The sequence below is a fragment of the Oceanobacillus sp. CAU 1775 genome (assembly GCF_054482815.1).
In genome coordinates this window covers 156,879-172,477 of sequence record NZ_JBTLRO010000003.1, presented here as the reverse complement: position 1 = coordinate 172,477, position 15,599 = coordinate 156,879, and the positions used below count along the sequence as shown (strand labels likewise).

At 36.5% G+C, this 15,599-nt stretch carries 9 protein-coding genes; 2 read left to right on the top strand and 7 right to left on the bottom strand.

Annotated features, from left to right (window positions below):
• Positions 1-79 precede the first annotated feature (79 nt).
• Both ACXYMZ_RS06955 and ACXYMZ_RS06950 read left to right on the top strand, forming a co-directional pair.
• A complete protein-coding gene (locus ACXYMZ_RS06955; protein ID WP_458947660.1) occupies positions 80-943 on the top strand; it encodes a DegV family protein in 864 nt (287 codons plus the stop codon).
• A 189-nt stretch (positions 944-1,132) separates the two neighbouring features.
• The gene (locus tag ACXYMZ_RS06950; RefSeq protein WP_458947659.1) at positions 1,133-2,347 is read left to right on the top strand and encodes a hypothetical protein; all 1,215 of its coding nucleotides are present in this window, start codon (positions 1,133-1,135) and stop codon (positions 2,345-2,347) included.
• Between the two features lie 90 nt (positions 2,348-2,437).
• Here ACXYMZ_RS06950 and ACXYMZ_RS06945 read toward each other — a convergent pair whose 3' ends face one another.
• The 7 genes from ACXYMZ_RS06945 to addB form a co-directional block, all read right to left on the bottom strand.
• Positions 2,438-3,934: an alpha-amylase family glycosyl hydrolase gene (locus ACXYMZ_RS06945; protein WP_458947658.1), complete on the bottom strand. Its 1,497-nt coding sequence runs from the start codon at positions 3,932-3,934 to the stop codon at positions 2,438-2,440.
• Positions 3,935-4,295: 361 nt separating this feature from the next.
• Positions 4,296-4,658 carry a YisL family protein gene (locus ACXYMZ_RS06940; RefSeq protein WP_458947657.1) on the bottom strand — a complete coding sequence of 121 codons (363 nt, stop codon included), beginning with the start codon at positions 4,656-4,658 and terminating at the stop codon, positions 4,296-4,298.
• 99 nt (positions 4,659-4,757) lie between these two features.
• Positions 4,758-5,264 carry a GDYXXLXY domain-containing protein gene (locus tag ACXYMZ_RS06935; RefSeq protein WP_458947656.1) on the bottom strand — a complete coding sequence of 169 codons (507 nt, stop codon included), beginning with the start codon at positions 5,262-5,264 and terminating at the stop codon, positions 4,758-4,760.
• Positions 5,261-6,469, bottom strand: a complete 1,209-nt coding sequence (locus ACXYMZ_RS06930) for a DUF2157 domain-containing protein (RefSeq protein ID WP_458947655.1) — start codon at positions 6,467-6,469, stop codon at positions 5,261-5,263. The genes ACXYMZ_RS06935 and ACXYMZ_RS06930 overlap by 4 nt, the downstream gene beginning before the upstream one ends.
• The gene (locus ACXYMZ_RS06925; RefSeq protein ID WP_458947654.1) at positions 6,466-7,653 is read right to left on the bottom strand and encodes a DUF418 domain-containing protein; all 1,188 of its coding nucleotides are present in this window, start codon (positions 7,651-7,653) and stop codon (positions 6,466-6,468) included. Before ACXYMZ_RS06925 ends, ACXYMZ_RS06930 begins: the two co-directional genes overlap by 4 nt.
• A gap of 631 nt (positions 7,654-8,284) precedes the next feature.
• Positions 8,285-12,022 (bottom strand): helicase-exonuclease AddAB subunit AddA, encoded by a 3,738-nt coding sequence (gene addA / locus ACXYMZ_RS06920; protein WP_458947653.1) that lies wholly within the window; start codon positions 12,020-12,022, stop codon positions 8,285-8,287.
• Positions 12,022-15,510, bottom strand: coding sequence for a helicase-exonuclease AddAB subunit AddB (addB, locus tag ACXYMZ_RS06915; RefSeq protein ID WP_458947652.1), 3,489 nt, complete (start codon positions 15,508-15,510; stop codon positions 12,022-12,024). The genes addA and addB overlap by 1 nt, the downstream gene beginning before the upstream one ends.
• Between the last annotated feature and the right edge of the window lie 89 nt (positions 15,511-15,599).

The following is a 15,599-nucleotide window of genomic DNA, read 5'->3' as shown; positions in this document are numbered from 1 at the left end:
TGAAATATTTTTTGACTAAATCCGTTTCTAGCTTTAAACTATAAGAAGTATAGCAAATTCAAGATTGGAAGTGAAAGAAATGAATGTAAAAATAGTTGCAGATTCTGCTAGTGATTTATCAAACGGACATTATAGCGAATACAGTATTGAAATGATACCTTTAAATGTCCATATTGATGATAAAGCCTTTGCAGACGTAATCGAAATTCAAGCTAAGACGATTTATGATGAACTTAGAAACGGGAAAACAGCCAAGACATCACAGCCTGTACCTGAGGCTTTTAAATCTATTTTCACAGAGTACGCTGAAAAAAATGAACCACTTATTTATATCTCTCTATCATCTGAGCTTTCTGGTACATATCAAAGCGCAAAGATTATGGAAGATATGATAAAAGCAGACTATCCAGATGCACCAATTCATGTAATTGATTCAAGATGTGCTTCCATGGGATATGGACTTGTTGTTCTTCATGCTGCAAAACTTGCTAAAGGTGGCGCAAGTGTTGACGAAGTAATTGAAGCAGTTAATTATCAAGCTGAACATATGGAACATATTTTCACAGTTGATGATCTTGAGTATCTTCAACGTGGTGGTCGCGTAAGCAAAGCATCTGCTTTTGTTGGTGGTTTACTCAATATTAAACCTATCTTAAACGTTGAGAATGGTAAACTCGTTCCAATTGAAAAAATTCGCGGTTCGAAAAAAGTTTTAAGTCGTATGCTCGAATTGATGGAAGAGCGCGGAACTGACTTTACCAATCAAACTATTGGTATAAGCCATGGAGACGACATTAAAAGAGCTGAAGCACTATCGCAAATGATTCAAGATAAGCATGGTGTAGCTAAAGATGATATCGTTATTGAAATGATTGGTGCAGTAATCGGTGCACACGTTGGTCCAGGCACACTTGGATTATATTTCTCAAACAAACCGAACTAATTTCTTACATTTAGGCAAATTAGCTTTTAAAGCTAGCTAGCCTTTTTTTTCTGCCGTTATTTTCCCATCATTTGTTATAAAATACGTCATAAAGATTTTAAAGTTTTTCAACTTTTTCTTAAATGCATAGAGTAGAAAGCGGTTATCCCTCATGATGAAAGAAAGGCTATCGTTTGGAGGTAACTACGGATGAAAAAATATATACATGCTACCTTTTTCTTTTTCTTACTCACTGCATTATCTGGCACTTGGATGCGCTATTATTTTATCTCGCCTAGTTCTACGATTGATTATGATAATGTACTACATGCTCACTCACATCTCGCACTATTAGGGTGGATATTTATTGCTGCATTTATTCTATTCCTCCGTACATATTGGAATAAACTAACTTCCAAGAAACAAATGTATTGGATTTTATTCAGTTTATTTACTAGTTCATTGCTAATGTTCTTTGCATTTATCTTTGAAGGCTATGGAGTCTTTTCGATTGGTTTATCAACCATACATATCTTTATCGAATATTGGGCGGCAATCTATATCATGAAACAGTTGAAACATATTGTGATTCCGATTGTCGCAAAGCGATATATAATTGGTGCACTTCTTGCTTTGATTATTTCATCCATTGGACCTTATACACTTGCTGCAACTTCGATGATGGGTTTAAAAGATCATCCGATTTATGAAATGGCAATATATTTTTATCTGCATTTCCAATACAATGGGTGGCTTAGTCTATTTTTAATTGGAATGTTTGTAATCTACTTATCTAATCATAAACTTAGCTTTCATACGAAACTTTTAAACATTGGGTTCTGGCTTTACTTCATTGCTCTCTTCCCTAGTTATTTACTTTCTGTATTATGGGCGGATTTGGGAGCGACGGTTGCGTTATTTGCAACAATCGGAAGCATTTTACAATGGGTTTCGGTCATTCTTATACTCTTTGCCCTTAAAGATACAATTAAACCGTTAAGAAATCGATTAGCTAAATTAACTTGGATCATGTTAATTATTTCGTTCGGCTTATTTTTAGGAAAAAGTACGATGGAGCTTGGTTTGATTTTTCCTGAGCTTGCAAGCCTTGTTAATTCTACAAGAAGTGTCATTATAGGTTACTTGCATTTAACATTATTAGGGTTCATCAGTATTTTCATTCTGACGCAATATCAAATGCTTGATATTACTAAAACAACAAAGTATGCATCTGTCAGTTTTACTGTCTTCTTCATAGGATTTTTATATAATGAATTATTATTATTCTTTCAAGCTTTATCCGAATGGACAGCTCTTTATACGATTCCATATTATATAGAAAGTTTGGTAGTAGCTGCTTCAATATTAAGTATCGGGGTTATCCTGATGTGGTTCACTGTTTCAAAAAAACAATTCCAAAATTAACAATTTAAAACGGCATTGAGCACATTGTAACATGCTCAATACCGTTTTTTTATGTTCACACTTTTAGATCCTAATATCTTAAACGAAGTCTTATTGATTATCTTTCGCTTCATCTCTTTTTTGTTTAATTGATAGATAGATAACTCCTGCAACGAAGATAAACATTATACCGGCTACCATTAGAATGATTGTCCAGTTAAATCCTTCTTCATCAACTACTTCAAATACTTCTACAGACTCACGCGGAATCCCGATACGGTGATTATTTTCTTCATTTGCACGAACAATATTATCGCCCAAATAGCCTCGGAGCATTTTATCTGTAGGAATATCAGTTATATCTGTGTAATTTGATTCACTACCATTATTGATCGCAACATACAATGTTTCATCATCTAGTGTACGTTTAAAGACAAGCATGGAAACCGAGTCTTCAACCAATTCAAAGTCTCCCTGGCGAAGCGCTGGGAATTCTGAACGGAGCGAAGAAATGCGGTCAAAGAATTCTTTAATATCTGGGTCCCCACTCATGAAGGGAACAAGTCTTTGTGAACCTTCTGCATCTTCCCCATACATGCTCACTTCAGAACCTTGTAAAATCAAAGGTGTTCCTGGAGTTGTATACATATAAGTTAATGCGAGCGTCCATGTTGTCAATGCATTTCTGCCGTTTTCAGCAAACTTCTGGCTAAAACGTTTTGAATATTTATTGTCTACTCCTACAAGACTTGGATATTCCATCGCTTGTACGGAAGCATCAAAGATATTACTAACTGGCTGGTCGGGTTCGCTAAATGTTTCTGCAATTAATTGACCTAATGCATTATTATCAATAGCATCTAGTGAAGTTCTTTCTAAAATTTCAGCCATATTATCAGAGTCTACAAAGATATCACCTAGTAAATAGATATCATGCTCTGCTTTTAAAGTCTCTGTAAACATTTCTAAAAAATCTAATGAAGATTGATCAACTGCATGGAGTGTGAAACCATCAATTTCAGTTTCTTCTAACCAATATGTCGCCGCTTCTAGTAGAAACGCTTGTACCTCTGGATTATCCTGGTCAAGCTGTACAACCTCTTCTGTCCAATCCGCTCCATCTACTTGATCCGTTAAAACCCAGTCAGCTTTTGTTGCATCCGTTACGATTGGATGGCTCTTCGCTACATAATTTGTCACGAATTCAAGTACAATCTTGATATCTCTTTTATGTGCTTCTTCAATTAATGTGTTTAATTCTTCCATCGAACCGAAATTTGGATTAATTTCAGTGAAATCTTCTATCCAATAACCATGAAAACCTTGTTCAGCATTTTTCATAATTGGTGATAGTGTGAGGGTTGAAACTCCCAATGTACTTAGCTCATCAAGTTTTAAACGTACCCCTTCTATATCTCCACCTTGGTATGCTTTTGGATTGTCAATTTCCATATTGTCATCAATTTCATAGTTTCCGTTGTTAAAACGATCTACAATAATTTCATACAACATTTCATCTTTAATTTGGTTTGACTCTGCAAAAATTGGCATTGTATATATGAAGAAAGCAAGTATTGCTATCCCGACTGATATAACGTTTCTTTTCATATGTATCCCCCATTAATTAAATTAATATCCTTGTCCTATTATTCCTTATAAAATCATTTAGTCAATGCTATTACTAGTATTGTTGGAAAAACTTCAAAATTTTATCCTGATGCAAAGGCGTAAGCGCCCGTTTAGCGACGTACAAACTGGAGCACTTCGCAATGAGATAAAGGAAACACGGTGAGGTACGAACCGATGTTGACTTATCGTAGTGGAGAAGTGTGAAGTTTGATAGTCGCTGGGCGCTGGAGCCGGACGTGGCTTTATTGCTTACTTTAACCAGAATATATAATTATTATAATTTCCTACATAACGAGAAAAAAGACCATCTCGACCGAGACAGCCTTTACTATTCGTTAAATTATAGTGGTAAGCGGAAGTAACCGAGTACTAATACAATTACGAACGCAAGTATTAATTGAATCCATATTCCTGTAACTGGCTTTCCTTTTTTCGTTTTAACTAAGAGCATTTCCATTGCAGCAATTAACCAAATTCCAGCTAAGCCTTTTGTAATTGCCTCTGCGCCCATTGGCATGGAGAAGTTCGCAATGTAGACGTCGAATAAAAGGTATCCTCCAGTAAAGAGAATTAATAGGTAAAATAATCGTAATACCATATGGACGATTTTTGCGCCCTTTTCACTATTTTGTTTGTAAAGGAATAAAGCAACTAATAATAGGATTAGTCCGACAATCCATGACGTAACGTGCATATGAAGCATAATTCAATTTCCTCCTCATAATCTTAGAGTATTTCAATCTTCCAGCATATCATACCATGTAAAACTAAAGAAATCATTTATAAAGTAACAATGGAGAGATTAATCATTACCAATTTGCACAACTGACTTATGACCCCAAGGAGCAATCTTCACAGTTACTACCAAAGGTTTTTTCGAACGTAACTCCTCTCCTTTGAATTTGTTATTGACTTCCTCAATATCATAATTTACGTGATATGTTTTCCGATTAGAATCCATATATTGAAAATGTCCATTTAAAATCACTTGGTTTTCACTAATTTGAGGTTTTTCTTTTGTAGCCTTTACCGCTTCATATATCCCATCTTCATCAGGGGTCAATACGACATAGACCCTCTCACCATAATTCATTTCCTCATCAATTTCCCAAACATCCGAGGAAAGTGTATTAATTTTATAATCTATATAGAGGGAGCCTGGATATTCATTATATTTAGCATAATCTTGTGGCCGTACTTCTAATTTGACTTCCTGCCCATAGGAATCCGTTAAATAATGCTGAGAACCTAAAAGTAACAGCACAATCGCTTGGACAATGAGTAAGCTATATAAAGTTATACGCTTCATTCTCCTTCACTTCCTTTATTCAAGTTGGAAAGCTGTCTTCGCTGTCTTTCGATAATAAAACTAATAACAAAGAGAAGGATTCCACCTATGAAAAAGAATAGAGAACGATCAATTGCATCCCAAGCAAATTGAACATACGCGGTAAACGTACTAAAGAGAAAAGCACCTGTTCCTAGCATGATGTACTGTTGTTTGTTTTTTAAATAACCTACAAATATCCAACCGAGTGAAAAGACAAATAAACTAATGAGACCGATTAAATACGCTATAGGTAGATACACAATCGGTAAGAATAATACCAATTCGATCAACTCTTCTGGTCGCTTCTCTTTCAGCTTGAAAGTAATTCCTGTGATAAAAAAGATTAACCAAATAATGAAAAAGGTGAATTCGAACGTCACTTCATCAGTAAACCAATTCTCTTGGAGCATAAATGTTTGAAACATCCCAAAGATAAATATGGCAGCGAGGCTAATGTATTTCAGTGGTAAACGAATCGAATCCTCTTTTATTACCATGCTTATTAAGTACAATGGAAAAATCAAAATAATATAGTAATAAAAAGCATCAAACGCTGTATTAGTAACAACAATCATTTGAATCACAACACCAATTGCAAAGAAGTAACTATAAATCGCGTTCTTCTCTTTGAAAATAAAATAACCGAATCCTAAAACAATGAATAATAGGAGGAACCAGTTCGAATCAAGATGTGCCATCCCACTATATAATTGGCCAAACGTGTTCACAATAATCGCGACAGCAAATACGAGAATATGTCGATAAATATAATAAAGCCCAAGACCTACAATCGTCCATATAATAAATGGCCAAGAAGTATAAACAGATATATTATAAATATCTATGACTAGTAACATACCTGTACCAAATACGATATAACCTAGCACGATAAAACTTACACCAAATAAATCCCCGCGTTTTCTATATAAAACATCACCTAAAATATAAAGGAAAAGCGTTACTGCAATGATAATGATAACCCGTGAAATATGTTGTTCTCTTGCCCAATCACTCATAATGAATGTCAAAAATCCGAGCCCAGTAAGTAACACAGCAAAAAGAATAATAATATAATTTGGATTATCATTCTCTTTTCTTTTTAGGATTTTTTCAAGCTGCTCCTCTGTTATAATTCCTTCAGCAACCCAACTTTTACCCTCACGCTCTAATTCTCGTCTTTTCATAACTTCTGCTCCTCTCTAGGTTCTCTTCGAAAGCTTTGTTTCTTTTTATAGCTTAAGCTGCGTAAAACCCATTCTAAAGGACCGAAATGATACTTTTCTAACCACTTCTTGCTTAGAACGATTTGCAAAACGAAAAACAGAATTACGATAAGTAAAGATAACGTTGGAGAAACTCGATGATACAAACCAAATCCGTAAAAAAGAATAAAACAAAAGATTGATTGTAGAATATAATTACTCAGTGCCATCCTACCAACATATTTTAAAGGACCGAGGATCTTCAAACCGATTCGGTACTGAGAAATAATTGTGAGAAGGACGATATAAAAGACAGCTGAAGCAGTTCCACCTATATTATCTTGAATATAAGAAAACCATAAAGGATTATCGAATACATATGGACCTATTTTTAAAAATATAAAGACGAAAAATGAAATTTGTAAAATACGCCATAATAAATCTTGATGCTCTGCAGGCTTATGCAACCACCCTTTTCGAGCGATATATGCACCAAATAGAAAGAGCGGTAGTAAAATTACAATTAGGAAAATAAATGCAATTCCACTATTCATCATTGACCAATCATGTGCATTTTGACCAAGGATTCGAATAGGGTTAAAGCTAGAATAGTTCTCAACTGCTCGGTTAATCATTTGGTAGTCTGCGCCGCCAATGATAAAGCGAACCTGGTATAGTCCAAAGCTTATAAACGCAACACTTCCACCTAATAATATTATAGCCCAAATTAGTAGATTACGGTCCTTTACTTCAATAAATAATAGTAGAAGCATACCAACTAATCCATACGATAATAAAATATCTCCGTGCCAAATTAAAAATGCATGTGCTAATCCAATTCCGACTAAAGCAAGTTGTCTGCGAAATAGAAATGGAACAATATTCTTATCTCTAATAACGAGTCTATCTTTCATCATTTGCCAGCTGAAACCAAACAGGATAGAGAATAATGTATAGAAGCTTCCTTGGAAAAATACATCAATAAAAAACAGCATGAATTGATCGACTGGAGCAGGCCATGCTGCTTCACTTCCACCATACATAAAATATGGCGCTGAAAAAGCACCAATATTAACAACAAAAATACCTAATATGGCAAAGCCTCTAATAATATCAATCCAAACGATTCTATTTTTCTCTTTAATCGGTGCCCGTCCGTTTTCCATAAACCTTCGCATCCTTCTTTTCATTCATATATTTCCTAATTCGCTACCCCATCAATAAATCCCTGCATAGCTCAATTATAAATTCTTAGTTTAGTAAATTGATGATTACTTTAAATCAGCGTGGGTAACTCCTTAATGGAAGTCCGTACCCCCGATGCACCTTCGCTTTTCCACGGGCGTCTGATGAGCCTCCTCGGGCTATCGCCCTGCGGGGTCTCATCTAGACTCTAATCCCGTAGGAGTCTTCGGTGCATCGAGGCTACTCCCATTAAATATTTATAATATGCTTTTCGATTACTATTTAGTAGTTACACATCATGATTGTAGTTAAATTGTTAATAGACTTATGCATTTTCTGGATTAGGTAAATAATAGCTATTTATTTAATAAATCAATTTTACTTAGTGAGCAAAACATAGCGAAGAAAAAAATATGCGTAGACTCCAGCGGGAAAGCGAAGACGATATGATCCCGCAGGAAGTGGTTTTCTTCCGAGGAAGCATATCGCGAGCCCGCGGAAAGCGAAGCATATTTTTTTCGGAGCGACGATTTAGCACATCCCCACGCTAATTTAAAGTAAATAACTCGCCCTATATTCGAGTGGGCGAGTTATTTACATGTTGTTCGTGTGTTAATCTTCTGTTGGGACTTTGACTAATAGCTGTTTTGAGAAGAAATAGAGATAAGTATCTTTTACTGGTTGCTTCCAGATTTTCTCGATTGCTTCTTTGTATAGCGCTAGTTGTACTTGGTAACGCTTGATAAGTTTTTCTTCTAGCTTTGGTGTAATTTCCTCCGTGATCGTATCTGTCTTGTAATCAAGTATAATCCAGCCGTCGTCCTTAGGGATCAAGCAGTCGATTACACCTTGGATTAGTACTTCCTCTTCCTTATCACCTGAGAAGTCAGGGTAGATTTCTTCAGCTTTTAGTGTGAGACTGAATGGAAGTTCGCGATAGACTTCTTTTTGTTCTCTAATATATTTTGCAACCGGTGTTTGATAGAACGCTACAATTGCTGAAACATCAACAGAATCAGCTGCTTCTCTTGTCAAAATCTCTTTGATTACCAGCTCTTCAATAAATTCAAGAACTTCTTCCTCTGTTAAAGCTTTATCCAATGGAATATGTTGCATTACTCCATGCAGAGCCGTTCCTTTTTCTGCAGCTGTCAGTGTTTTTTCCTTTTGTAGGAAGTTTGGCCTTTCGATAATAGGTGGCTTGTAATCTCCTATTAACTGACTACTACTGTATTCATCTAGTTTCTCTTTTTGTCTTTTTATTTCTGTTACTGTTTGTTTTGCACGTGTAAGGGTTGCTTCACGATAAGGGTATTCATAGTCAAATCTCGTTTTTACAAAATCAGTCGTTTCAGATGCATGGACTGGCACGGGTTCCCAAGCAGAAAGATGTGCTTTCAATTGAGTGTTTTCATCTTGACTCGTCGTTTCTAAATTTGTTAGCTCACTCGCATGAATAATTGATACTTCCCACTGTGAACGGTCAGCACGGATCTCTAAAGGAACCATTTCTTCAACATCTGTTTCTGGTCTGAGTATTTCACTTTGTTCATGACGTATTAATGCAGGTGCTACCCAATCCATATAACTCTTCACGCCGACACGATAATGCTCGGGCATCACCCAATCGGTATGGTCTACTATTTGTTCCCATTTCTCTAGTTTTTTCTCCGCTGAATTGACACTTCCGATCATGACGAGTTTTTCCTTGGCGCGTGTCAATGCAACGTATAGAACCCGCATTTCTTCAGCTAGCTGTTCACGGAGCATCTGTCTTTTTACAGCCTCAAAATAGAGTGTCGTATAGGATATTCGCTTGATTGGATCGATAAATTTCGTTGCAAAGCCTTCATCCTTATGGAGTAAATATTTTCGCTTTAAATCCATAAAGTTAAACTCTTTATCCATCGCACCCAAGATAACAATTGGGAACTCCAAACCTTTACTTTTATGAATCGTCATGATTCGAACAACATCTTCCTGCTCACTTAATGCTCTAGCTGCTCCTAGATCATCCCCGCGTTCTTCCATTCTTTCAATGAATCTTAAGAAACGGAATAGACCTCGGAAGGTTGTTGCTTCATATGCTCTCGAACGATCATATAATGCACGTAAATTTGCTTGGCGTTGTCTTCCACCTGGCATCCCACCAACAAAGTCATAATATCCTGTCTCACGATAAATATCCCAGATTAAATCAGACAATGCTCCCTCACGTGCTGCAACTCGAAAGGCTTCGAATTTATCAAGAAAGTCCTTAATTCTATCTGCAACTTCATTGGTTTCTTCTTTTTCATATTGCTTTAATGCTTCATAAAAACTTCCCGTTCGATTTTTGATGCGAATTCTACTAAGTTCATCTTCATTAAAACCTACAATTGGTGAACGTAGAATGGATGCTAATGGGATATCTTGTCTGGGATTATCAATAATTTTTAAGAAACTCATCATGATCTTAATTTCAATCGCTTCAAAATATCCGACAGCAACTTCAGCATAAACAGGAATTCCTTGCTTTTTCAATTCATCGACAATCGTTGGTGCCCATGTCATCGAACGCATTAAGATGACGATGTCACGGTACTGTGTTGGACGCTGTCTACCTGTTTCTTTATCGATAACAGTGAGTCCGTCTTTTCCATCTTTTTTTCCAATCCATTGTTTAATTTTCTCTGCATATGCTCGGGCTTCGACCTGTGCTTTCTCAAGATCTTCAAAGCTTTCCATTTCTTCATCTTCTGGTAAATGCTCTTCAGCTTTCTCTCGATCTATTATGATGAGTTCCGTCTCGGCATCTTTTAGTGGCAAGTCATCATAGCCTTTATTTCCATAAATGAGTTCGGCATCAGCGTCATATGAAATCTCGCCCAAGCCTTCATCAAGTACCTGTCTGAAAATATAATTTGCACCAACTAAAACTTCTTCTCTACTTCGGAAGTTACGTGCCAAATCAATTCTGACGCCTGGATCATCAGGTTCGGCAAATCGTTTATATTTTTCAATAAATAAATTCGGCTCTGCATGTCTGAAACGATAAACACTTTGTTTCACATCGCCTACCATAAATGTATTGCCTGGTCCTTCTTGTAGACTTACAAGCTGGATAATCGTTTCTTGAACAAGGTTTGTATCTTGATACTCATCGACTAATACTTCATTAAATTTATTTTGAAAGTTGATAGCGACATTCGATGGAACAAGCTCGTTTTCTTTCGCATTTTCATCCAATAATAACTGGAGGCAAAAATGTTCTAAGTCAGAGAAATCAATGACTGCTTTTTCCTTTTTTAACTCTGAGTATCCTTTGTTAAATTCCTTCACTAACTCTGTCAGCTTTTTAATAACTGGATATAATTCTCGCATGTCTTGTAAATGATTTTCTAATGCACGGTTAAAGTAGTTATTTTTCATTTTATTCCAATTATCTTTGTAGCCATCACGCATTTTTCTTACTTTCTGTTTCTTATCTTCGTTACATTCCATTTTCTTTGAAGAAAGCCGTGCGAACTTATAAGCACTCATATACTCTTGCAGTTCTTGCCAAGAAGTAGCTTTTTCTTCTGCAAGTCTTAAACCTTCTAAATCTTGCTCAATTGTCGTTATATATTCATATGGTCCATCGGTTTCTCTAGCAATCTCCATTGCTTTTTCCATTTGTCCTTTTAGAGCAATAAACTGGTTATTCACTTCAACCTTTAAGATATCTAGGAATTGCAGTTCATTTTCCTCCCAATTTTCTGGAATATTATAAACGGTTGCTAAGCTATCTAACCATTTTTCTGGGAAAGGATTTTGAACGGAAAAAGTGTATAAATCTAAAATGAGAGACTCTACAGCTACATCACTTCGATCGTTTGAAAAGCGGTCTACCACTGCAAAGAATTCATCGGCACTTTCATCCTCAGCGCCATACCATTCTTCAAATAAATCATCGAGTACATCTTGTTTGAATAAGTCTACTTCCATCTCGTTCGCTATTCGGAAGCTTGGATCGATATCAAGTAAGTACGCATACTCTTTTACAACTTCTAAACAGAAGGAGTGCAAAGTAGAGATCGAAGCTTTCTGTAGCAAGGATAGTTGTTTTTTTAAATGATTTGATTTAGGATCAGCTGCAAGTGCTTTCTCCAATGCGATTCCAACACGGTTTCGCATTTCCTGTGCTGCTGCATTTGTAAAGGTAACAACTAGTAAGGAATCAATATCAACAGGATCAGATTTGTTTAAAAGTTTTTGAATAATTCTTTCCACGAGCACTGCTGTTTTTCCTGATCCAGCAGCTGCCGCAACTAAAATATTACTACCAGATGTATATATTGCTTGCTCTTGTTCTGCTGTCCACTGTACCATTAGCTCTCCTCCCTTCTAGCAATCTTCTCTAGTACTTCATTATCTTTCATATCTTTTAAATGATGGAAATTATTCTCTTCAAGTCCCGTATCAAATTGACATACAGATAGGAATGGACAATAGGTACAAGCCGTCTGTTGCTTATGTTGAAACGGGTTTAATTTTACAACTCCGTTCGTTATTTCAATGCCAGCCTGTTGGATAAGCTGCTTCATATAGTCTTGAAGATGTTCAAACGTTTCGGGACCAGCCACACTAGAATTACTGAAAAAGCTGCCATCTTTCTTAAAACCAGCTGGGAGAATATCACTTCTTCCTGAACTTAACGAGGTGTCCATCATTTGAACAACTTGTGGATTGGAAAGCAAAAGACCTTGCATTTTATATTTCTTAAAAATCTCTTCATCGATTTCAGAAAGATCCATATCTGGCTTATCTGTAACCATTGGATTATGCACATGGAAATAAAGCACGCCAGCTGGGGTTGCTTTTACACCTAACCATGCTTCTGATTGAGAAATAACGACATTTAAATAAGTTAACATTTGTAAAGCTAGTCCATAATAAACATCAAGTAAACTTAATCCTCGCGCACTTGATTTATAGTCAATGATTCTTAGATATAATTCTTCTTGATTAATTGCTTTATCCACCCGATCAATTCGCCCTCTCAAAACTAATTCAAAACCATTTGGTAATTTCATTGTAAGAGGTTGGAGCTTGCCTCCATCGCCAAATCCTAGCTCGAGCCCGACTGGTGAGAAATTACTTTGCCTTGCTTGTTCACTTAAAATAAATGTTGCTCGGGCAATAATTTCCTGCAGTTTCTTTTGAATATATTTATATCTGTTCGAACTATGCAAAATTTGATGTTGTAAAATTGGTGCGAGTGTTCCTATTGCTCGATTTGCGTAAGCACTAGAGTCTTTTTGAGTGAGTTGCGAGAAGTCTCTCCCCTCATGCTGCACCCATTCCGTAATAACTCTTAATGCTTCATGGAAGAGCTGCCCAATATCTGGAGCATCTAATTTATATGTTTTACGCTCATCCAAGTTCAAGCTATATTTTGCAAAGTGCTGGTAGGAGCAACGATAATAAGTCTCTAATCTACTCACACTAGCTTTAACTTGTTTTGGATAAAGTTCCTCAATTACTTCATCAGATAAATCAATTGGTCTATTTTGATAATATAAACCTTGTAAAACATGATAGGTCGTACTATTTTTCGGTTCATTTGTCATGTACCAATTCAGCACATCCCACCATACTTCGTCTAAAGGATAGCCCCTCAGATGGCGAGCAAGTTGTGCACTTAATGCAGATCTTGTTTTTGTTGGTGTCGTAATGAAACGTTTTGCTTCTACAAGCTCATCAGGATCTTGCAAGAGAGCATGCTCTCTTGTTACTGGGAAAAAGTCTTCCATTCGCTTAATGAGTTGTGAAGGCATTTTTGCTTTACCCTCTTCATCACTTAAAGGATAGCTAATTTTTAGTGCATCCCTTGCGACCGTGAAGGCAAGATACATATAAAAGTTATCATCTAATAACTGACGGACACTACTCTCTGCCAGTCGTATTCCATTTTTTTCTAATAACTCTCTTTCACTTTCATTAATGATACTTTCTGCTGGCGGTTTCATTGGCCAAACCCCATCATTTACTCCGAGCAAGAAAGCAACACCTACTCCACCTATTCTTGAACGGTCAATTGTACCAACGATGACATGGTCCATACTTGGTGGTACGTGCGAGAATTCCAGCGTTTCAAGTCCTGCTTGGAGAGCCGCGCGAAATACGTCTAGCTCCATTTTTTCCTCGCCTGCCATTTGCACAAATTCATCAAGCACTTGAATGACAGCTGTCCATACTTGTTGCTGCTCTCGGCCTTTTTCGATTTCACCTTTATCATCATGATATTTTCTAAATGATTCCAAGCAAGTTGGTGCTTCTACTTGTTCGAAAAGGTTAAATAAAATCTCGCTTTGTTCACGAATTGTTTGCGCTTCACGAATCGCTTCGTCAAAAGGCTGGAGTGCATGAACTACTTGTCTACGATAAGCATTGATTCTATCTTGTGTTTCTTTTTCTGTATCTGTTTGTCCTGCTCCTTCAAAACCACGAAAACGTTGAAACTTCCATTCTTCATCACTAAACCAACGATCTCTTCTTCGTATCCCATATTCAAGAATATAATTTTCCAACTCATCAATGGCATCGCTCGTTAATGGGTATTCTTCATCTGTTGGTGGAATGAAGCCTGTTTTTAGCACTCGAAACACAGCATCATAACGCCAGTTACCTTCAACAACATCAAACACCGAACGGATAAATTCAATAAATGGATGATTTAACATCGATTTCTTTTCATCCAAGAATACTGGAATGTCATGGTCGGTAAAAACTGTTTTAATTAAGTCATGATAAACATCTGATTCTCGCATTAAAATAGCAATATCACGGTAACGATAATTTTCTTCCCTAGTAAGTCGTAATATTTCTTGTGCTACTCCTTCAACCTCAGCTCTTGGATGTACAGCTTCAGCAATTTCTATTGGAACGTCGCCCTCATATGCTGGTGCTGGATGAACATCAAAATACTTTTCTAAATGCACAAAATATGGCCGATCTTTAAAACGACTTGTTTCTGGTTGAATAACGAGATGCTCCTCGTTCGGAATACCGTTCTCTTCAGCAATTTCTTGCAAACGAAGATAGGTTTCTTTTGTTTGGTAAAACAGATCAAGTTCTCCACCGACCTCACCTGGGTTATCAACCGTTAAAGAAATTGTCACTGTTTTGCATTTCTTTAATAGCGTTTCAACTACAGATAGTTCATTTGGAGTGAACTGATGGAAGCCATCTAGGTAAATCTCTGCATTCTCTAAATAACTTGATTGTGGAATTTTTTCTGCAAGCAGTTGAAGCTGATCTTCACTATCGATATACTGATTTGCTAGATTTTCAGTTAGTTTATTATATATATAAAGTAAATCAGTGATTTTCTTTTCCAAAGAGACTTCCATCGCTTCTTTATGGACGAATTTATTCATATGGTCTAACTCAAGTTGCAGAAGTTCTGGTGTGATTTGATAGCGTTTGAACTCGGTAATGATTTGCTCGAGTTGTTTTAAGAATCCCTGTTTTTCAAGCGCCTTTTTAAAAGTGAGCCAGTCCCCTTGTTTCTCTTCAATTATTTTTTTTAGCATCATTTGAATACCGACAGAGCTTATAAATTGACGCGTACCTCCCCCAACTTCTTGTAAAATTCTCCAAGCTAGTCTTGAGAAGTTAGCTACTTGCGCCCGAATACTTCCTTGAATACCTTTATCCGTAAATAAGGCCCGCTCTTGTTGGAAGGTCATTTGGTCAGGTACGATATAAAAAATTGGTGCTCCGATTGGATTTTCTTCTAGTTTTTCTTTAATTTCATCCAGAATAACCTGACTTTTCTCTGTCCCTGAACGACCAGTAATAAACCGAATCCCCATAACAAACCCCTCCTTCTATGTGTTCTATGTATGAAGTGTTAATTTCGTATAATTAAATAATATTGTTTTCTTATAAAATAGAGCTTCTA

Bases quoted from the DNA above. Each gene is read 5' to 3' on its own strand.
- ACXYMZ_RS06955 (WP_458947660.1), top strand. From the start codon at position 80: ATGAATGTAAAAATAGTTGCAGATTCTGCTAGTGATTTATCAAACGGA.
- ACXYMZ_RS06950 (WP_458947659.1), top strand. From the start codon at position 1,133: ATGAAAAAATATATACATGCTACCTTTTTCTTTTTCTTACTCACTGCA.
- ACXYMZ_RS06945 (WP_458947658.1), bottom strand. From the start codon at position 3,934: ATGAAAAGAAACGTTATATCAGTCGGGATAGCAATACTTGCTTTCTTC.
- ACXYMZ_RS06940 (WP_458947657.1), bottom strand. From the start codon at position 4,658: ATGCTTCATATGCACGTTACGTCATGGATTGTCGGACTAATCCTATTA.
- ACXYMZ_RS06935 (WP_458947656.1), bottom strand. From the start codon at position 5,264: ATGAAGCGTATAACTTTATATAGCTTACTCATTGTCCAAGCGATTGTG.
- ACXYMZ_RS06930 (WP_458947655.1), bottom strand. From the start codon at position 6,469: ATGAAAAGACGAGAATTAGAGCGTGAGGGTAAAAGTTGGGTTGCTGAA.
- ACXYMZ_RS06925 (WP_458947654.1), bottom strand. From the start codon at position 7,653: ATGGAAAACGGACGGGCACCGATTAAAGAGAAAAATAGAATCGTTTGG.
- addA (WP_458947653.1), bottom strand. From the start codon at position 12,022: ATGGTACAGTGGACAGCAGAACAAGAGCAAGCAATATATACATCTGGT.
- addB (WP_458947652.1), bottom strand. From the start codon at position 15,510: ATGGGGATTCGGTTTATTACTGGTCGTTCAGGGACAGAGAAAAGTCAG.